The 20,379-nt window shown below is 42.0% G+C and carries 19 protein-coding genes and 1 pseudogene; 3 read left to right on the forward strand and 17 right to left on the reverse strand.

Annotation, left to right across the window (positions count from 1 at the left end; genetic code table 11):
- Nucleotides 1-5: 5 nt before the first annotated feature.
- The 8 genes from STO1_RS07910 to STO1_RS07945 form a co-directional block, all read right to left on the reverse strand.
- On the reverse strand, nt 6-305 hold the full coding sequence (locus STO1_RS07910; protein WP_057489397.1) for a YlxQ-related RNA-binding protein: 300 nt from the start codon (nt 303-305) through the stop codon (nt 6-8).
- A complete protein-coding gene (gene rnpM, locus STO1_RS07915) occupies nt 298-591 on the reverse strand; it encodes an RNase P modulator RnpM (RefSeq protein WP_000857560.1) in 294 nt (97 codons plus the stop codon). Before rnpM ends, STO1_RS07910 begins: the two co-directional genes overlap by 8 nt.
- 21 nt (nt 592-612) lie before the next feature.
- Entirely contained in the window at nt 613-1,749 is a 1,137-nt protein-coding gene (nusA, locus tag STO1_RS07920) for a transcription termination factor NusA (protein WP_000032278.1), read from the reverse strand.
- Nucleotides 1,750-1,791: 42 nt separating this feature from the next.
- Nucleotides 1,792-2,271 carry a ribosome maturation factor RimP gene (rimP, locus tag STO1_RS07925; RefSeq protein ID WP_084911995.1) on the reverse strand — a complete coding sequence of 160 codons (480 nt, stop codon included), beginning with the start codon at nt 2,269-2,271 and terminating at the stop codon, nt 1,792-1,794.
- A 126-nt stretch (nt 2,272-2,397) separates the two neighbouring features.
- A complete protein-coding gene (trmB, locus tag STO1_RS07930) occupies nt 2,398-3,033 on the reverse strand; it encodes a tRNA (guanosine(46)-N7)-methyltransferase TrmB (protein ID WP_096422733.1) in 636 nt (211 codons plus the stop codon).
- Nucleotides 3,030-3,824, reverse strand: a complete 795-nt coding sequence (gene ccrZ / locus STO1_RS07935) for a cell cycle regulator CcrZ (protein ID WP_000363023.1) — start codon at nt 3,822-3,824, stop codon at nt 3,030-3,032. The genes trmB and ccrZ overlap by 4 nt, the downstream gene beginning before the upstream one ends.
- 47 nt (nt 3,825-3,871) lie before the next feature.
- Complete coding sequence (locus tag STO1_RS07940; RefSeq protein WP_096422735.1) at nt 3,872-4,921, reverse strand: ABC transporter permease; 1,050 nt, start codon at nt 4,919-4,921, stop codon at nt 3,872-3,874.
- Entirely contained in the window at nt 4,918-5,649 is a 732-nt protein-coding gene (locus STO1_RS07945) for an ABC transporter ATP-binding protein (RefSeq protein WP_096422737.1), read from the reverse strand. The genes STO1_RS07940 and STO1_RS07945 overlap by 4 nt, the downstream gene beginning before the upstream one ends.
- A gap of 67 nt (nt 5,650-5,716) precedes the next feature.
- On the opposite strand from STO1_RS07945, the gene STO1_RS07950 reads away from it, so the two are divergent.
- The 3 genes from STO1_RS07950 to STO1_RS07960 all read left to right on the forward strand — a co-directional run bounded on the left by STO1_RS07950 (nt 5,717) and on the right by STO1_RS07960 (nt 7,145).
- Nucleotides 5,717-6,127, forward strand: coding sequence for an HIT family protein (locus STO1_RS07950; protein WP_096422739.1), 411 nt, complete (start codon nt 5,717-5,719; stop codon nt 6,125-6,127).
- A 9-nt stretch (nt 6,128-6,136) separates the two neighbouring features.
- Nucleotides 6,137-6,424 (forward strand): hypothetical protein, encoded by a 288-nt coding sequence (locus STO1_RS07955; protein ID WP_096422741.1) that lies wholly within the window; start codon nt 6,137-6,139, stop codon nt 6,422-6,424.
- Nucleotides 6,425-6,491: 67 nt separating this feature from the next.
- A complete protein-coding gene (locus tag STO1_RS07960; RefSeq protein WP_172843652.1) occupies nt 6,492-7,145 on the forward strand; it encodes a hypothetical protein in 654 nt (217 codons plus the stop codon).
- A 77-nt stretch (nt 7,146-7,222) separates the two neighbouring features.
- Here the strand turns inward: STO1_RS07960 and dnaJ are convergent, their stop codons facing one another.
- The 9 genes and pseudogenes from dnaJ to STO1_RS08005 all read right to left on the reverse strand — a co-directional run bounded on the left by dnaJ (nt 7,223) and on the right by STO1_RS08005 (nt 20,377).
- Nucleotides 7,223-8,359 (reverse strand): molecular chaperone DnaJ, encoded by a 1,137-nt coding sequence (dnaJ, locus tag STO1_RS07965; RefSeq protein ID WP_001066316.1) that lies wholly within the window; start codon nt 8,357-8,359, stop codon nt 7,223-7,225.
- A gap of 491 nt (nt 8,360-8,850) precedes the next feature.
- Nucleotides 8,851-10,674, reverse strand: coding sequence for a molecular chaperone DnaK (dnaK, locus tag STO1_RS07970; RefSeq protein WP_033605565.1), 1,824 nt, complete (start codon nt 10,672-10,674; stop codon nt 8,851-8,853).
- Between the two features lie 250 nt (nt 10,675-10,924).
- On the reverse strand, nt 10,925-11,440 hold the full coding sequence (gene grpE, locus STO1_RS07975; protein WP_096422745.1) for a nucleotide exchange factor GrpE: 516 nt from the start codon (nt 11,438-11,440) through the stop codon (nt 10,925-10,927).
- Between the two features lie 26 nt (nt 11,441-11,466).
- Nucleotides 11,467-12,501, reverse strand: a complete 1,035-nt coding sequence (gene hrcA / locus STO1_RS07980; RefSeq protein WP_096422747.1) for a heat-inducible transcriptional repressor HrcA — start codon at nt 12,499-12,501, stop codon at nt 11,467-11,469.
- Between the two features lie 160 nt (nt 12,502-12,661).
- Complete coding sequence (locus STO1_RS07985; protein WP_096422749.1) at nt 12,662-13,174, reverse strand: DUF2812 domain-containing protein; 513 nt, start codon at nt 13,172-13,174, stop codon at nt 12,662-12,664.
- Nucleotides 13,175-13,207: 33 nt separating this feature from the next.
- Nucleotides 13,208-13,783: pseudogene (locus STO1_RS07990) on the reverse strand (DUF2812 domain-containing protein).
- Nucleotides 13,783-14,103, reverse strand: a complete 321-nt coding sequence (locus tag STO1_RS07995) for a PadR family transcriptional regulator (RefSeq protein ID WP_096422751.1) — start codon at nt 14,101-14,103, stop codon at nt 13,783-13,785. Before STO1_RS07995 ends, STO1_RS07990 begins: the two are co-directional and overlap by 1 nt.
- Nucleotides 14,104-14,260: 157 nt before the next feature.
- On the reverse strand, nt 14,261-18,346 hold the full coding sequence (locus STO1_RS08000) for an LPXTG-anchored SHIRT domain periscope protein (protein ID WP_096422753.1): 4,086 nt from the start codon (nt 18,344-18,346) through the stop codon (nt 14,261-14,263).
- Between the two features lie 444 nt (nt 18,347-18,790).
- Nucleotides 18,791-20,377 (reverse strand): G5 domain-containing protein, encoded by a 1,587-nt coding sequence (locus STO1_RS08005; RefSeq protein ID WP_096422755.1) that lies wholly within the window; start codon nt 20,375-20,377, stop codon nt 18,791-18,793.
- Nucleotides 20,378-20,379 lie beyond the last annotated feature (2 nt).

The following is a 20,379-nucleotide window of genomic DNA, read 5'->3' on the forward strand; positions in this document are numbered from 1 at the left end:
CTCTTCTATTCCATAAGAGACCTCATTTTCTTTGTAAATCCAGCATCTGTCACAGCCAAAACTTTTCTCGATTTTCCGACTGCTATGCTTAATTCCAGTGTTGAAAACACGGTTATAACTTCTACTTGATAATAGTCACTTTTATCGTGAATCTTCTTGGTTAGATTGGGACCAGCATCATGAGCTAGAAAGACTAGCTTGGCTTTCTGGTCTTGGATAGCCTTGATCACCAATTCCTCACCCGATATGATCCGGCCTGCTCGTTGAGCAAGTCCCAAGAGATTACTTATCTTTTGCTTATTCAAGTCCTAACTCTCTTCTTTTCACTTTGTGATCCACATAAGCGATCAACTCGTCATAAAAGCTTTCTTCCACTTCCATGTTAAAGCTGCGGTTAAAGACTTTCTTCTTTTTTGCCTCTAGGGCTTCGGCATTGTCTAGCTTGATATAAGCGCCACGGCCATTGGCCTTGCCTGTCGGATCGATAAAGACCTGTCCTTCTTTGTTCTTGACAATGCGGAGCAAATCACGCTTATCAATCACTTCGTTGGATACAACAGACTTGCGCAAAGGGATTTTTCTTGTTTTCATCTTTCCCTCCTCTAGCAGCTTTTATTCTTCTGTCAATTCATCCGCAGCTGCGTAATCCACTTGACCTGCTTCTTCCATAGCTTCAAACTCACTGGCAGACTTGATATCGATACGGTAACCCGTCAAGTGAGCTGCCAAGCGAACGTTTTGTCCACGACGACCGATGGCAAGAGAAAGCTTGTTATCAGGTACAACGACCAAGGCACGTTTGCTGTCATTTTCATCAAAGATAACTTGGTCAACTTCTGCTGGTGCGATAGCATTGTAGATAAACTCAGCTGGATCTGCTACCCACTCGATAACATCTATATTTTCTTCGACAGGAATCATGCGGTCGCTCTTGGCATCGTAACGAGCTGGGTGGAATTTGCTGGTGATTTTCTTGATATTGGCACCACCACGTCCAACGATTGTCCCGATAGCGTCCACGTTTGGATTGTGACTACGAACGGCAACTTTCGTACGGTCACCAGCTTCGCGGGCTACGCTCATGATTTCAACAGTTCCATCGTAGACTTCTGGAATTTCTTGCTCCATCAAGCGTTTGATCATTTCTGGATGGCTACGGCTAACAAATACGTTGACACCACGAGGATTGTCTTCAACCTTGTAAACGTAGACTTCGATACGGTCGTGGGAAGCAAAGACTTCTCCAGGGATTTGGTCTTGTTTGGACAATTGGGCTTCGATGCTGCCAAGGTTGACGTAAATAAAGCGGTTGTCAAATCTTTCTACTGTACCAGACATGATTTCTTGTTCATGTTCTTTATAAGTATTGTAAGTGATGGCACGTGTTTGCTTGCGCATTTTTTCCATGATGGTTTGTTTAGCAGATTGGGCTGCTACACGACCAAACTCAGCTGGCGCTTCTTCAAATTTGATTTTGTCACCAAGCTCATAGGCAGAATTAATGGCAAGAGCATCTTTCAAACTGATTTCCAAACGGCTATCAAATACTTCATCAACCACTTCACGGACAGTATAAACTGTAAAGTCACCCGTTTTTTCGTTGAAGTCAATAGCTACGCTGTCAGATTGACCATAGCGTCTGCGATAAGCGGAACGAAGCGACTCTACTACTGCGTCGATGATGTCTTCTTTTTTGATTCCCTTGTCTTCTTCCAAAATGCGGAAGGCCTCTAGCATTTCTTTACTCATGTTTTCTTCACTTTTGAATCCTCAAAAGCTATCCTTTCTTTTCTATAATTTTACTGCTAAACGTGCTTTTGATACTAAACTGTATGGAATTTGGACGGTTTTCTTACGCGTCTTGTCCATATACTCCACAGTCAACTCATCCTCTTCAAAGGACAGCAAGGTTCCTTCAAAGACTTTTTGCTTATCGATAGCTTGATAGAGCCCGACATGGATGTATTTTCCAACTGCTCCAGCAACGGCATCCTTGGTTTTCAAAGGACGTTCCAAGCCTGGACTGGTGATTTCTAGGAAATATTGTTCTGGGAAGGGATCGGGCTTGATGGTGTCTAGAACAGGACTGATGATTTCTGTCAAGTCTGCCGTGTCGTTCAAGGTAATTCCTTCGGGTTTATCTACAAAAATACTGAGAATCATGTCACTGCCAATCTTTCCATACTCGATATCCACGAGCTCGAAAGGTGCTTGGATGACAGGTTCTACAACTTCTCTGACTAATTCTACGATTGTTGCGATTGCGTCCACCTCCTCATAAGCAAGAGGCGAAGATATTTCCCCGCCTCTCTTTCTCATATTCTTACTATCAGTATAGCACGTTTGTCAATTTATGTAAAGTATTAGCACTCAAACGGCTGGTTTTCAAGCTATTTCTTAAAATTCTGCTTCAACTCGATAGATCACTTGACCTTTGCTGGAGAATTTTTGCTCATATTCTGTCATGACATTGCCTTCAAAATCACTGGCATGCAAGTCTAGCCAAACACCATTGAGTTTCATCCCATACTGAGAAAAGCTTACCAAGCTGTACTCAAACAAGCCACGATTGTCTGTCTTGAAATGGATTTCCCCATTCTCAGGCAAGATGCGCTTGAAGGTATCCAAGAAACTCTTGTAAGTCAAACGACGTTTTTCATGGCGTTTTTTAGGCCAGGGATCTGAAAAGTTTAGGTAGAGACGATCAATCTCACCGTCTTCGAAATAATCAGTCAAATCTGAACCATCTACCCACAATAACTTGATATTGGGCACTCCAACTTCAAGCACCTTGTCCAAGGCATAACTCAATACCGACTTTTGAATATCAATCCCGATGTAGTTGATGTCAGGATTTTGCTTGGCCATTCCTGATACGAAGGCTCCTTTTCCACTTCCAACTTCTACATGAATAGGATGATCATTTCCAAACAAGTCTCGCCATTTCCCTTTGGCTTCCAAGGGATTGAGGGCCACATACTGGGGATTAGCCTCTAGTAATTCTGTCGCCCCTTTACGATTTCTAACTCTCATCTCTTCTTTCCATACTTGTCACGGAAGACGCGCAAGGCGTAAATCTCCCGGTTTACATTATCTAAATCTTGATTTTCACAGTATTTGGCAATCTGGTTCAAATAAGAATACTGACCATACCAATACAATTTATCTAACACTGTCTGATTGTACTTATAGCCGTAGTCTCTCAACCATTGACGCCACTGATGATCTGGAATGTAGTGGCATAGCAAATGCGCCACATCAAACATACGATCCGTCAGACGAACCGAATCCCAATCCACTAGATAAACGAGTCCACTCTCTGTCTCAATCCAATTACTATGACGAAGATCTCCATGCACAATCGTTGCATGGTCTTCTCTAAAACCTGGAGCCGTCTTACCTAGCTCAGCAATCACACTGTTCAAATAGTGATTCTGTTTCAAGATTTCTGGAACTCCATGTTGCCAAGAACGCAATAAATCAACTGGTGTTTCCATGGTATATCCCAAACGGCTCAACTGCTTCATCAAAGGACGCGAGCGGTGGAGACGGTTCAAGATATTGATAATCTGCTTGCGATTCATGTCGTAAGGGGTCAAGATTTTGCCCGTCAGCCATTCCTGAGCACACATATCACTGCCATCTGGCAAACGACGAGTCCATAGTAATTGAGGAGCGATTTGTTCTCTGGCCAGGCCAGGTAGGATTGGAGAGGTGTTCATTTTTACAAAGACGCGCTTCCCATCAGGGTAGCTTCCCATATAAGCTTTGCCGCTCTTCCCAGGGATAGGGGTCAGCGTTAGCTCATTATCACCCAAGTCCATTTCTTTCCTCCGTATAAAGTTTCCTTACTATTCTACTAGTTTTTGGTCTATTCGTCAACCAATCTTTTTAGTTGGTAAGGTAAATAAAACAATTGTAGGAAGAGACTAGCCCCTACAAGAGCCAACAAGGCTATTTTCCCTTGAAAAACCACTGCTCCGACCAGCAATTCTAACAAAAGAACTGCACTTCCCACACCGACTACAATCTGTTTCAATCCCTTCTCTTTCTCCCCTTTTTCTAGTGGAAAGAGCTGAGTCAAGTACTGGTAGTCAAAGGCATGATAGAGGGCCAGTAACTGAAAGAGCAGGAGATAGTTAAATAAAACTACTACTGCTGTCGCGATCCAAGCTTGCTCAATAAAGATCACAGCTAACAAGGATAGGAAGAGGAGGCGGAGACTGAGGGCAAAGAGGTCTCCATTTCGCAGATAAGAGCGGAGATAGAGATTTTGCCAAATCTTCCCAGGCACCTTTTGAACAGTCTTTAGGATGAAATCTAGATAAGCGCGACGTTTGACACTATTTGAAACGCCCTTGACCTGAGTAAAGAGAGCAAAGAAACGAAGCAAAATTTGCTTGCGTTTGCTTTCTTGAGAGATCACATAGTCCCAGTCAAGCCCAGTCTCTGTAAAAAATTTACTGGCTTTTTGGCGAAAGAGGAGATATTTCCCAGCTCCCAATAAAAGCACGTAGGAAAGAAAGATAGGCAAGCCATAGCCCATGGCTAAAAATAAGGGCGCAAATAAAAGCAAGAAAAGGGTTTGGACAAAGAGCCAAAAGACCAGTGAGCGCGTCGTCTGCCCTTTAAGGTGGGACTTGACCTCTTCTTCACTGACTAAGAGAAAGAGCTTGTCAGATGCCTCCATATAAGTGGCAATCCCTCCCCAAGCCAAAAGCAAGGCAGATACAATCCCCAAAAACAAGAGGATGGGCCAGTGATTTTCAGGAAAATCTTGCAAGAGTTGACTGTACTGGTAAGATAGAAAACCGATGAGAACTAGTAGGAACAAGACAAAGTGGTCATTGAGAACATAACGCAGATAACCTACACACTCCTTACGAAAAGCCTGCTTTCGCTTTAAAAACAAGTCTTTCATAGCTCCTCCTCTTTGGTCAGAGCCAAGTAAATATCATTCAAACTCGCTTCAGGCATGTCAAAGGCTTCGCGCAGTTGCTGGAGGTTCCCCTGAGCCCTCACCTCCCCCTTGTGGAGAATAACAAAGGCGTCACACATCTTCTCAGCCGAGTCCAGCACGTGGGTACTCATGAGGATAGACTTGCCTTTTTGCTTTTCTACTTCCAAAAGCTGAATCAAGTCAGAAATAGCCAGCGGATCGAGGCCAAGAAAAGGCTCGTCAACGATGAAAAGACTCGGATCCACGACAAAGGCACAGATAATCATGACCTTCTGCTTCATCCCTTTGGAGAAATGCACTGGAAACCAGTCTAATTTTTGATCCAGACGGAACATTTTCAACAAAGGTTCTACTCGATCAAAGGCCACTTTTTGCTCAATACCATAGGCCATGGCAACCGTCTCGATATGCTCTCTGAGGGTCAGTTCTTCATACAAGCTAGGCGTTTCTGGGATATAGCCAATCTGCTTGCGATAGCTGGTCGCATCTTCTCGCAAGGTGAGACCGTTAATCTTGATTTCCCCACTGTAAGGTGTCAACAGACCAATGATCTCATTAATTGTCGTTGATTTCCCAGCACCGTTGAGACCAATCAAACCAACCAACTGCCCACTTTCAACGGTAAAGGACACATCTTTCAAGACAGGAACATGAACATAGCCTCCTGTCAGGTTTTTAATTTCTAACATATTTTCTCCGAATCTGGTATAATGTAGCTATATTATATCAAAATTCAATACAGTAGAGGTGGATTTTATGTCAGATTGTATTTTTTGTAAGATCATCGCAGGGGAGATTCCTGCTTCAAAAGTATACGAGGATGAGCAGGTTCTTGCCTTTCTTGATATCTCTCAAGTAACACCTGGACACACCTTGGTCGTACCAAAAGAGCACTACCGCAATCTTTTGGAGATGGATGCTACCAGCGCCAGCCAACTCTTTGCCCAAGTACCAACAGTGGCTCAAAAAGTCATGAAGGCTACCAAGGCTGCCGGCATGAATATCATTGCCAACTGCGAGGAAATTGCTGGTCAAACGGTCTTTCATACTCACGTGCACCTCGTACCTCGCTACAGTGCAGAAGACGACCTCAAGATTGACTTTATCGCCCACGAACCTGACTTTGACAAACTTGCCCAAGTCGCTGAAACTATTAGAAATGCCTAAGGAGATGCCATGAAACTATCCAATCTATTGCTATTTGCAGGTGCTGCAGCTGGAAGTTATTTTGTCGTAAAAAATCGCCAAGTCATCACAGAGGTGTTGATGGATACTAGCGACCGTGTCGAAGCTATGAAGGAGGACTTGGATGTCATTCAAAACAGCCTGCAAATCATCGACCAACAAAAAGCCCTTATCAAGGAATACCAAAAAGACTTGACCTACAAGTTCAAAGTTTTAGAAAAAGATTTCCAAACCAGACTAGCTGTGATAAAAGAAACACAGGAGCTTGAGGATAAGTAAAAAGAGCCAACAACTTTCCTTAAATCCATTTTAGGTTGTCAAGTCCAAACAAAGAAGAGGAATGAAAATGAAACAGTTTGTAAAAGTTCTAGCGAAGGTCATCGCGATCCCTTGCGGCTGCCTCTGCCTTCTTGTAGCCTTGGCATTTCTACTAGTGGCCAATCTTTTCAAGGCTTCACCGAGTGACATCCGTGAGGGGAATGAAGCCTTAAAACAAATCTTTATCTCCCTTGACCTCCCTCCCGAGAAAGTCGAATCGGATGGACACTATCAATACGAGGGTGGAGGCCTAGATTTTTATGTTACTTTCTCAGACGAGGTCATCAATAGTCACCCCGTCCTAAAAGAAAGTCCAAAACTCACCAAAAACCGACTTAAAGTCTATGTCCTCCAGACAGGAGATATTTCCTACTATAAAGTAGGGGACAACTTATTCAATCGTGGTTTAATACAATTTTTAGAGGAGGAGGGCGAGAAATATTTCCAAGAAAAAGGAAAGAAATCAAATTCTTCTTACACAATTCTAAATTGGAAGGATCAGGCAAGTCTTAAAAAGGGAATTGCATTCTATGAAAAAGCTTTGACTTTAGTGGATATTCAGGATAATTCGGCGATCAAACATATCGATACTGTCACCGTGAAACCTGGTAAAGAAGCGGAACTTAAGCAACTCATTCAGGAGATGGATGTGGCTGGCTTGCTCACTCAAAAGTACAAATAGTAGACTAACTGGAAAATGATTTTTCGACACTAAATTTTCAATGATAACAAAAAAAGAGCCAATCGGCTCTTTTTACTTTATTCTCCTTCAAAGGCATCTTTTATATGGTCAAAGAAACCTTTTTTCTTTGGATTGACTTTCAAGTCACCTGCAGCTGCGAACTCTTTAAGGGCTGCTTTTTGGCGATCGTTCAAACCTGTCGGAGTCACGACATTAACGGTTACGTATTGGTCACCAACGGCACCGCCACGAAGGCTCGGTGCTCCCTTACCACGTAGGCGGAATTTCTTGCCAGTCTGAGTTCCTTCTGGGATGACCAATTCGACATCACCATGCACGGTTGGAATTTCCACAGTATCACCAAGGGCTGCTTGGACAAAGTTGAGGTTCAGATTGTAGAAGATAGTGGTTCCTTCACGTTCAAACTTATCACTAGCTTCTACTGAAACCACCACATACAAGTCACCATAAGGTCCACCGTTAAATCCTGCTTCACCTTGACCCGCTAGGCGGATTTGTTGCCCTGTTTCCACACCAGCAGGGATCTTCACATGTACGCTATGAGCTTGTTTTTCATGACCTGTTCCGTGACAAGTTGTACATGGATCTTTGATTTCTTTTCCGCGACCATGACAGACATCACAGGTTACTTGGCGGCGCATCATACCAAGCGGAGTCTGCGTATCGACGTTAATAACACCAGCGCCATGACAGCGTCCACAAGTGACTGGACTTGTCCCTGGCTTAGCACCTGAGCCATTACATGTACGACAGCTAGCTTCACGATTGTATTTAACTTCTTTTTCCGTTCCGAAGATAGCTTCTTCAAAGGTCAAGTTCACACGATACTGGAGGTCATCCCCTTGACGAGGAGCGTTTGGATTGCGCGAAGCTCCGCCTCCACCGAAGAAACTTGAGAAAATATCCTCAAAACCACCGAAGCCACCTGCTCCGTCAAAGCCACCAAAACCACCGGCACCACCAAAGCCACCGTTAGCACCCGCAGCACCATACTGGTCGTAGGCTGCACGTTTTTGGTCGTCACTCAAAGTCTCATAGGCTTCTTGAACTTCCTTGTACTTTTCCTCAGCGCCAGGCTCCTTGTTGATATCTGGGTGGTATTTTTTGGAAAGCTTACGATAAGCCTTTTTGATCTCGTCTGCCGAAGCGTTTTTTGACACCCCCAGACGATCATAAAATTCAGTATTGTTCATAATTCAAGATACAAAGGGCGTCAAACGGACACAGCCAAAATAGGAGTTTTGACGACGGACGCTTACGTCCTAGAAAAAACTATCTTTTTGGCATAGTCCGTAGCCCGTGTTCAGTTACTCGAACACCCTTATTCCTTTCTGTTAATATTGCGGAACGAGACCACGATTTAGGTCGGGTTCAATTCCTTTCTTTGTATATTGATGATAAAAACTCAAATAAATTAGGTTTTGCCCCTTTTTACCGAAAAACAGAGGCTGGGTTGCAACCTCTGGATTTCTTCCTATCATTACGACGTTCATAAGCAAAGTCGATTATACTTTGTTTTTGAACTAGTAAGGCTGAATCGAGTTTCGGCTAAAAACTTCGGAAAAAAGATAAGCCATCTTTTGTGCATCGCACAAGGCGATGGCTTCCTATTTTTCTTTCGTTTTCTTAACGCCCTCGCTCTTCTGATTTTAAAGCTCGGGATAAAATAGTCCGCTGGACTATTTTATTTCTCCGTAAACTCTCCATCTACGACGTCATCGCCTGCGTTTCCTGTTGCTTGTGCGCCTTCTGCTCCTGCTTGAGCTTGTTGCGCTGCTGCGGCTTGTTCGTAGAGTTTAACAGCAAGTCCTTGAGCTTTTTCGTTCAATGCTTCAAGTTTTGCTTTCATTTCGTCCAAATTGTTATCTTCTTGGGCTTTCTTAAGCTCATCAAGGGCAGCTTGGGCAGCGTCACGTTCTGCATCGAAGCCTTTTCCTTCAGTTTCCTTGATTGTCTTTTCAGTCGCAAAGATTGCTTGGTCTACTTCATTACGAAGGTCTACTTCCTCTTTACGTTTCTTATCTGCTTCAGCATTTGCTTCTGCATCTTTCATCATGCGGTCGATTTCTTCATCAGTCAAACCAGAGTTAGATTGGATGACAATAGTTTGTTCTTTTTGAGTTCCAAGATCTTTAGCCTTAACAGATACGATACCGTTCTTGTCGATGTCAAATGTTACTTCGATTTGTGGGATACCACGAGGAGCAGCTGGGATGTCTGTCAATTGGAAGCGTCCAAGAGTCTTGTTATCTGCGGCCATTGGGCGTTCACCTTGAAGAACGTGGATATCAACGGCTGGTTGGTTGTCTGCTGCAGTTGAGAAGACTTGTGATTTAGATGTTGGAATCGTAGTGTTGCGGTCGATGAGTTTTGTGAAGACACCACCCATTGTTTCGATACCAAGTGACAATGGTGTTACATCAAGAAGGACAACGTCTTTCACATCACCAGTGATCACACCACCTTGGATAGCAGCACCCATGGCAACAACTTCGTCAGGGTTTACTGATTTGTTTGGTTCTTTACCAGTTTCAGCTTTCACAGCTTCTACAACGGCTGGGATACGAGTTGAACCACCAACTAGGATAACTTCGTCAATATCTGACAAGCTCAAACCTGCATCTGAAAGGGCTTGACGAACTGGAACTTTTGTACGCTCTACAAGATCACGAGTCAAATCGTCAAATTTCGCACGAGTCAAGGTCATTTCTAAGTGAAGAGGTCCAGATTCACCAGCAGTGATAAATGGCAAGCTGATTTGAGTTGAAGTTACACCTGAAAGGTCTTTCTTAGCCTTTTCAGCCGCATCTTTCAAACGTTGAAGAGCCATCTTGTCTGTTGATAAGTCAATACCATTTTCTTTCTTGAATTCTGCAATCATGTGATCGATGATTTTTTGGTCAAAGTCGTCACCACCGAGTTTGTTATCCCCTGCAGTCGCCAATACGTCGAAGACACCGTCACCCAATTCAAGGATAGATACGTCGAATGTACCACCACCAAGGTCAAATACCAAGATTTTTTCTTCTTTGTCAGTCTTGTCCAAACCATAAGCAAGAGCTGCTGCAGTTGGTTCGTTGACAATACGTTCTACTTCAAGACCAGCGATTTTACCAGCGTCTTTTGTAGCTTGACGTTGTGCATCGTTGAAGTAAGCAGGAACTGTGATAACAGCTTTGGTTACTTTTTCACCAAGGTAATCTTCCGCATAACCCTTCAAGTATTGAAGGATCATAGCTGAGATTTCTTGTGGAGTGTACTCTTTACCATTTGCAGAAACTTTTTCAGAAGTTCCCATCTTAGATTTGATAGAGATAACTGTATCTGGGTTTGTGACTGCTTGACGTTTTGCAGCATCACCAACAATGATTTCACCGTTTTTGAATGATACTACAGATGGAGTTGTACGGTTTCCTTCTGGGTTTGCGATGATTTTGCTTTCAGTTCCTTCAAGAACTGCAACTGCTGAGTTTGTTGTTCCTAAGTCAATACCGATAATTTTAGACATGTGTTTTTCTCCTTGTTGTTTTTTCTTCTTTTTTTGATATTTCCCTTAAGTGGTGGGGACGTGAGCAACTCCCTTCGGGATTTCATCACTTATTTTTGAGCCAATTGTCTCAAAAATCCCCTGTTTCAGTAGCACACGCTACTGAAACTTTCACCACGGCGGGCAACATCTTCCTTGCAAGCCTCCAGCTTGCTTTTTATCTTTCTTCATAGTTTATTGTCGTTTCGGACAAGTTTTTAAGTTCTCTAGCCTAGTTATACACTACTACCATGGCTGGGCGTAGGATGCGGTCATGGAGTTTGTAGCCTTTTTGGAAGACTTGTGCGATGGTATCTGCTGGGTGCTCATCGTCTGCTGGGAGAGTTTGGATGGCCATATGATAGTTATGGTCAAATTCGCCGTCAGCTACAATTTCTTCGATTCCTTCTTCTTTCAAAGCGTGAATCAAGCTCTCTTGCACCATCTCCAATCCTTTTTTGACATCGTCTGTCAATCCTTCAACGGCAAGCGCACGTTCTAAGTTGTCAAGCGATGGTAAGATTGCTTTTGCCAGGTCTTGGCTACGATAACGTTGCAAGTTTTGACGTTCTTCATTGGCACGGCGTTGAATATTTTGCATTTCTGCATGAGCGCGAAGGTATTTGTTTTCGAACTCATCCGCACGTTCATTTGCCAAGTCCAACTCAGACTTCTCAGGAGTTGTTTCTTCAGTTGTTTCCACAACTTCCTCTTCCTTCATTTCTTCGATTTTTTTATCTTGGGCCATTTTCGCCTCCTTTAATGATTCCAATATTAATTTACTTCGTAATGATTACTGCTGAGGTAGCGATAAAAATCTGTCAACTTCATGGTCAAAACACGATTGACCACATTGACTTGGTTGACCAATTGCTGGTAATCCAGGTTGACTGGACCGATAATCGCTAGAATTCCAAAACCTCGATAAGGAATGAGGAACTTACTGCTAATCACCGCCAAGTTTGCTAGACAAGACTCCTGACTGTCCGCAACACGGACATTTTGCATTTGATCTTCATGCAGACCTTCACGAATCTCCAGAGCCACTTTCTGTGGTTGGTCAAAGAACTGATAGGCTGCGAGATTGGCAAAATTCAAGAGATTGACTTTGCCCGATACCACAATGTTTTCGTTGAACATTTCTTTAAAAATGTGTTCAAAGAGATCCATGACATTGTCCGTGGTTGTAAAGTAACGCTGGATAATCTGCGGAATCTCTGTCCGAATCTTGTAGTGAATATCTAGAACCGTGTGACCGAGGAAACGTTCCTGAATGATGTTCTTCAGTTTCAGCAAATCTTCCTGCAAGAAGTTCCTTGGAATCAGAAATTGACTGGTAACCGTTCGGGACTCGTCTAGGGTAAAAACTGCCAAGGCTGTATGTTGTCCCAAAACAACGATATCAAAGGCTGTCAACCGTTGCCTGCTCGGCTCAACATCCAGTGCTACTACCGTACAGCCACTCAGGTCTGTCAGTAGATTAGCAGCCTCTTGCAGAATATCCTCCAGTTTGAAGAACTCCTGATCAAAGGCTTTGACAATCTCGTATACCTCATTTTCAGCCAGTCTGTCAAAAGCCAGCGAGTGTTTCACATAGTACTGAAATCCCGCGACACTTGGCATCCGACCGCTTGAGGTATGAGCCTTCTCAAGCAAACCCTGCTTCTCTAGAGCCGCCATGTCATTACGAATGGTAGCACTACTAGAATTGATAGACTCTTGTAGCGCCTTGGATCCGACAGGTTCGTGCGTTTTGGTAAAGATGTCAATAATCAGATTTAAAATATCCTGCTGACGCTCTGTAACCATCTCATCACTCCTCTCTGTCCGATCGATTAGCACTCTATGTGCCCAAGTGCTAATTCATGATTCTATTATACACCCTTAGAAGAGAATGTCAAGACAAAAACTCAAAAAATTAGCACTCTTTTGTTAAGAGTGCTAAAAATCAGTCTACAAACCTAGAAACTTACTTCTCATCTACTTGGTATTTCCTTTTAAGTCTGAAAAAGCCGTAGATTAGATAAGAAATTAAACAAGTGTATAAAACGAAAATAATAAAGAAAGACTGAGACAAGTTTTCTCGATACAAACTCATGCAAACAACAAGACCACCTGAAAAAGTGGCTATACAGGAACGAAGTCTAGACCGCATAACTTCCCATCTGAGACCCTTACTCATATAGACTTTCTCCTCTGAAAGTATATCAGAAGTTGGTTTACGAAGAATTGAACAAAAACCTGTTTCTATCAATTCCCAACCGCTATTTCTAAAATCTTGCAGTTCATGCTTATACTTTTTAAGAAATCTAGAATCATAGATACGGTAGATGACATCGTCAGGTTGGCATTGTTCAAAATAGAAAAAACCAAAACGACTCGTTCTATATCTCCAGCCTTTCAGATGCATCTCATGTAAATATTCTTCTTTCCTGTCCAAATCAACAATGGTGAAAATCCTAAATTGCTTTTTATTTATCATGACTTCCCCTCCAATTTGAGCATACCTACCTTATCATAAATCTGATAATTCCTTCTTTTTATGCCATAACTTCCAGCTAATATAGGCAACTATTAACAAAAGGATTAAAGACTAGAAAATATCTAGCCTGACCGCAAGAAAACTCCATAGACCATACGCATTACTTCTATTGAGCAATTTAAGTAAGAATGGTATATGTATGGCTAGCAAAAGTAAAGCAGGTACTAACCGCAGTCTTAAAATGCGATTAATCATAGCTAACTTCCCTGTAGCATCATTATAGATTTCAAACTCAGTATCCGATTCAATTTCAGAATGCGCTTTTCTAAAATAGGAAAAACTATTAAAGTCTGTAATATGCTCCCAGCCACAGTCTTTAAATAGTTGTAAATAGGAGGCTCTCTCTGATTTTTTCATGGGATAAAAGTCCAACTGATAAGACACCTGCTCCGGTTGGCACTTTTCAAAAGTATACTTAACCGCAACTACTAAGTTAGAGTAGCTTACTTCCTTAAGTTTCCAGCCTTTAGCATGCATTTCCCCAAGGTATAAAGCCTCTCTATCATAATCTGCAATTGTAGATATCCGATATACAACCTTCTTTTCCATCAACCTTCCTCCCGACTATTTCTATAGAGCCGTTCAATACGTTTCAATTCAATATCTAAGACTTTTCGTCCCAAGTCTGTGATCTGATAGATTTTACGTTTTTCCTCTTCCCGGATAAAGGAAATCAAGCCATCCTTTTCCATCTTTGACAAGGTCCCATACATAGTTCCAGGACTAATCGAAACTTGCGAATCTGTCATCTCCTTGACCTTTTGTGTGATACCATATCCATGGTTCTCCTTCTGTAGACAAAACAAGATATAAAAACCTGTTTCCGTCATGGGAAGGTAAACACGCCTGATTTTATCTGTTAATTCCATTTAATCACACCTCCTATTTAATTCGATATATCGCACCTCGTTATATAAACTATATCACATCTCGATATAAAATACAAGAAAAAGAGAGAACGATTTCTCGTTCTCTCTTCTTAGACTCAGGAATTAAGAATTCAATTTCTTATTTACTAAGAATGGCTTAGTCTTTCTTGCAAAGAACAAAAGCTGCTAGGCTTGCAAAGGCAAGACCGATGATTGAAAGAAGGCCAGATACTGCTGAACCCGTGTTTGGCAACAAGTTCTGATTTTGACTACTTCCTTCTTCTGGTTGACTAGTATTTCCAGAATCTTTAATTGGTGCCGGAGTGAACTCCCAGGTGCCTACGAAGTGTGCGTCTGCTCCATTGATGGTTTCAGAAGTCTTATCGTAGGACTTGAAGCTCCATGTGCCTTCCGCTGTCTTCACTTCTGTTTGACTTGGTTGCGTTGGTGTTGCTTGGCTACCATCTTTCAAGTCTGTTTGGTCTGATGGAAGAAGGGCTTTCACTTCTTGTGGAAGTTCTTTACCTGGGGTTCCGCTGACAAACTCGTGAACTGCTTTATGAGTCACTGTTGGAACTGGGGTGAATTCCCATGTGCCTACAAACTTAACATCTGCTCCATTGATGGTTTCCGATGTCTTGTCATATGACTTGAAGCTCCAGGTGCCTTCTGCGGTCTTAACTTCTGTTTGACTTGGTTGCGTTGGCGTTGCTTGACTGCCATCTTTCAAGTTTGTTTGGTCTGATGGAAGAAGGGTTTTCACTTCTTGTGGAAGTTCTTTACCTGGGGTTCCGCTGACAAACTCGTGAACTGCCTTATGAGTCACTGTTGGAACCGGGCTTGCTGTAAATTCCCATGTACCTACAAACTTAACATCTGCTCCATTGATGGTTTCTGATGTCTTGTCGTAGGTCTTGAAACTCCAGGTACCTTCTGTTGTCTTAACCTCTGTTTGACTTGGTTGCGTTGGAGTCGCTTGACTTCCGTCTTTCAAGTTTGTTTGGTCTGCTGGAAGCAAGTCTTTCACTTCTTGTGGAAGTTCTTTACCTGAAGTTCCGCTGACAAACTCGTGAACCGCCTTATGAGTCACTGTTGGAACTGGGCTTGCTGTAAACTCCCATGTACCTACAAACTTAACATCTGATCCATTAATTGTTTCCGATGTCTTGTCGTAGGACTTGAAGCTCCATGTACCTTCAGTTGTCTTAACTTCTGTTTGGCTTGGTTGAGTTGGCGTCGCTTGATTGCCATCTTTCAAGTCTTTTTGATCTGCTGGAAGAAAGGCTTTCACTTCTTGTGGAAGTTCTTTACCTGGGGTTCCGCTGACAAATTCATGTGTTGCCTTGTAAGTTGGTGCTGGGGTAAATTCCCAAGTGCCGACGAAGTGGGCATCCGCTCCATTGATGGTTTCTGATGCCTTGTCATAAGACTTAAAGCTCCAAGTGCCTTCTGCTGTCTTCACTTCCGTTTTACTTGGTTGAGTCGGAGTTACTTGACTACCATCTTTCAATTCTGTTTGGTCTGCTGGAAGCAAGGCTTTCACTTCTTGGGGAAGGTCTTTTCCTGGCGTTCCGCTGACAAATTCATGTGTTGCCTTGTAAGTTGGTGCTGGGGTGAATTCCCAAGTGCCGACGAAGTGGGCATCCGCTCCATTGATGGTTTCTGATGCCTTGTCATAAGACTTAAAGCTCCAAGTGCCTTCTGCTGTCTTCACTTCTGTTTGACTTGGTTGAGTCGGAGTTACTTGACTACCATCTTTCAAGTCTGTTTGGTCTGCTGGAAGCAAGGCTTTCACTTCTTGGGGAAGGTCTTTTCCTGGCGTTCCGCTGACAAATTCATGTGTTGCCTTGTAAGTTGGTGCTGGGGTGAATTCCCAAGTGCCGACGAAGTGGGCATCCGCTCCATTGATGGTTTCTGATGCCTTGTCATAAGACTTAAAGCTCCAAGTGCCTTCTGCTGTCTTCACTTCTGTTTGACTTGGTTGAGTCGGAGTCGCTTGACTACCGTCTTTCAAGTCTGTTTGGTCTGCTGGAAGCAAGGCTTTCACTTCTTGTGGAAGGTCTTTTCCTGGAGTTCCGCTGACAAATTCATGTGTTGCCTTGTAAGTTGGTGCTGGGGTAAATTCCCAAGTACCGACGAAGTGGGCATCCGCTCCATTGATGGTTTCTGATGCCTTGTCATAAGACTTAAAGCTCCATGTGCCTTCTGCTGTCTTCACTTCCGTTTTACTTGGCTGAGTTGGAGTCGCTTGACTACCGTCTTTCAAGTCTGTTTGGTCTGCTGGAAGCAAGGCTTTCACTTCTTGTGGAAGGTCTTTTCCTGGAGTTCCGCTGACAAATTCATGTGTTGCCTTGTAAGTTGGTGCTGGGGTAAATTCCCAAGTACCGACGAAGTGGGCATCCGCTCCATTGATGGTTTCTGATGCCTTGTCATAAGACTTGAAGCTCCAAGTACCTTCTGCTGTCTTCACTTCTGTTTTACTTGGTTGTGTTGGAGTCGCTTGACTACCGTCTTTCAAGTCTGTTTGGTCTGCTGGAAGCAAGGCTTTCACTTCTTGTGGAAGGTCTTTTCCTGGAGTTCCGCTGACAAATTCATGTGTTGCCTTGTAAGTTGGTGCTGGGGTAAATTCCCAAGTACCGACGAAGTGGGCATCCGCTCCATTGATGGTTTCTGATGCCTTGTCATAAGACTTGAAGCTCCATGTACCCTCTGCCGTCTTCACTTCTGTTTGGCTTGGTTGTGTTGGAGTTACTTGACTACCATTAGCCAAGTTCTTATCCGTCGCTGGAAGCAAGGCTTTCACTTCTTGTGGAAGGTCTTTTCCTGGGGTTCCGCTCACAAACTCATGATGTTTTTCATAAAGAAGGGCAGTGCTTACCTGATTAGAAGGAGCTGATAAATTATCAACATGCAATGTTACAGTATTGTCAATCTTTTCAGGACCTTTTTCTTCTACTTTTTTGTTTGTAGTAGTATTATAAGTTACAATAATTTCAGCAGAAGAATTTGCTTTTATGTATTCAGGTGTCATTTTAACAGTGACTGTCTGACCTGACTTCTCAATCGTATAGTCACGTCCTTCTTGCAGAGTCACTCCACCTGATTCAACTTTAAGTTCTTTATAATCCAAACGCTCATCAAATTTTTGAACCATTTCAATAGATGAAGGGGCTGCTAAAATGTCCTTACCTGGAACCGGAACTTTAAACGTAGCTTTATAGGTTACATCTTGTCCTTCCTTAGCTGGAATCTCTGTAGGATCCACTGCTAGAACAGGGCTCGGATCAATTTTTTCAATATAAAGACCAAAGACGGCCGAAGCAACCTCTGTTGATGAGTAACCAAAATTCATACTATTACTATTTGATCGAAGGGCAAAACCAGAGATATTGTTCTCAGAATAGCTACCGCTTGTAATCTGAGTTGCTACCCAAGCAGTTCGATCTCCTTGGTCTTCCTGTCTTAAAACATTGGCATTATTCATCAAACGAAGATTAACATCATTTTGATAATCTTTAACATAGAAGGTTTCCTTCAAGTTGTTGGCATCCATTGCATCGATGTCTGTTGGCTTCATAACCAACTTCAAATCTGTCTCGGAACCATCTGCATAACGCAACTCTGCTGTTACATCCGCATCAAGCCAAAAAGCCTTATTCATAATATAGTCATGAGCTGCATCTACATAGGGAACATTCCCAATTTCAAAAGCACTACTTTCCCATAATTCAGAAATTGAGAAAAATTCAACAGTAGATTTTTGAGCACTATTCATCTCAGATTCTGCCTGAGCAGTATTAAGATAGTGTAGGGTTACTTTATTGAAATTTAGATAAGCATCTACTTGCTTACCATTGACTGTCCCAATATTTGTGAATTTTAGAGAAAGAGGATTTTCGAAAACTTGATCCTGTTTTTTACTTTTATCTACTTTAAGAGTAAAGTTCTCCATCTCGCCTGGATAGGCACCACCCCAGAGATATTCATAGTGGGGATTCGATAAATGAAACTGATCAACAGCCTGTGATTTAGATAAAACACTAAAATTGTTGATGTTCAAATTAAACTTACGAATATCCAAGGTTGAGATATCCGTTCCGTTTTTTATTTCTTCTAAAGCCGCATAAGATTGAAGCGGAAGAAGAAAAATAGAAAAAAGTAAAACGACTAGTCCGAGAAAAGCCTGTTTTTTTCTACTGAAAATAGTAGAAAAAGGCATTCTCATGCGATATTTCCATTTCATAATGTACCTCCAAAACTAAAAATGATTGTTTAATCATTTCAAAAGAATGTTCGTCTCATTTTAACACAAAAAAAGGTAAATTAAAAGCAGATATAAAAAAATATTTACTTTTTTTATTTCCAAATTATCATTCATTCTTTCCATATACTTTAAACATCCATCTATATATTAAAAAATGTGTTATTTTCACAAAATTGACAAGAGGTAAATTCTGTTTTGATTCATTGAATCTATCTTCATCATGTAGTGTTTATACCAGAAAACCCTCTATAAACTATACAAATAAATTAATTTTTATTTATAATTCCAAAATAAAATAAGAGTCTCTCTCTTTTAATTTAAAACGTATCAGTTTATTTTATATTTTATAAAAAAGAACCCAAGAATAAATTCTGGGTTCTTTTTATAGCTATCTCACAAAAAACTTTTGAACATTAAGATGGCTTAATCTTTCTTACGAAGGACAAAAGCAGCTAGACTTGCAAAGGCAAGACCGATGACTGAAAGAAGACTAGATACTGCTGTACCTGTGCTTGGTAGAGCTTTCTTATCTTGACTTGCAGTTTCTTCTTTCTTAGTGCTTTCGGCTTGGTTTCCTGTTGTTGCAGGATCCTTCTTATCACCGTTGGTTGTTGTAGAAGCTACTTTCTTAGTTCCTACTTCAACGATCTCATCTACGGCTGGAGTTGTGATTGTGTTTGATTTCTCAACACGACCTGTCTCTTTTCCATCTGTGTAGGTAACTGTGTAAACAATAGTGCGAACACCTTTCTTACCAGCTGTTTTTACTTGACGAGTCCCTTCTGGAAGTTCAGGATTTGTAATTTCCTTAGTTTGGAAGTCTAATTCTTCTGTTTTCGTCTCTTCCTTAGTCGTTACTACTGGAGCTACTACTTTCTTAGTTCCAACTTCAACAATCTCATCTACTGCTGGAGTTGTGATTGTGCTGGATTTCTCAACACGACCTGTTTCTACTCCGTCTGTGTAGGTAACTGTGTAAACGATAGTGCGAACACCATTTTTACCAGCTGTTTTCACTCGGCGAACACCTTCAGCTAAGAGTGCATTTTCAACCTCACGAGTCTGAAAGGCAACTTCTTCTGTCTTCGTTTCTTCCTTAGTGGTTACAACTGCTTTGGCACCTGTATAGGTAATCTTGTTTTTTGCAGCTTTCTTAGTCTTGCGTGAAACTTCTTTACGAGATGTTTCAACGCCATCCACTTTTGTCACTTCATAAGTGACTTCATCGATACCTTCTTCACCTTCTTCAACACGCGTTTGACCTTTATCCAGTGCTGGGTCTACTTTCGTTTCTTCTTTGAAAGCAACTTTTTCCTCCACAGTCACTGTTTCTTTGGTTTCAACACCTGTTTTCTTAGTTCCAACTTCGATGATTTCTTCTACTGGTTCTTTGGTAACCTTCTCGCTCTTCTTCGTGCGAGCTGTTTCTTTACCATTGGTCAGAGTGATATCCCAAGTAATTGTCTTCTCACCATTAACACCTGCCTGCTTAACATTGCGTGTTCCTTCTGGAAGGACTGCATTGTTTTCTGTCCGAGATGGGTAAGGAATCTCTTCAGTAGTTGTGATTTCTTGATGCTCAACTTTTGGCTCTGCTGGTTGGGCTGGCTTGCCAGACAAGAGGGCCTCTGCTTTCGCTTTCAAGGTATTGTAGCGAGCTTCAAGCGCCGCAAAACTTTTTTGACCTTCTGGACTCTTCATTGCATTCTTTGCAGTCTCAAAAAAATTCTTTGCTTCTTCTACATCACCCTCTAGGAGTTCTTTATTATCCTCATCTGGACTATCTGTAAAATCCTTAATTGAAGATTCTATACTATCAAGCATTCTTTTGAATGTATTTGCAATACTTCGCTCTTGTCCATCTGGAATTTCTTCATCTTCCGCTGGTGTCTCTTCCGCATGCACCGTTGGAATTTGATACAAGTCGGGAGCTACATGATAAGTGGCTACTCCAAGTGCATTTAAAGCAAGTATTGAAATCCCTAACTTTAATAATTTTTTTCTACTCATTA

The organism is Streptococcus oralis subsp. tigurinus (assembly GCF_002356415.1).
Classification (GTDB): domain Bacteria; phylum Bacillota; class Bacilli; order Lactobacillales; family Streptococcaceae; genus Streptococcus; species Streptococcus oralis_F.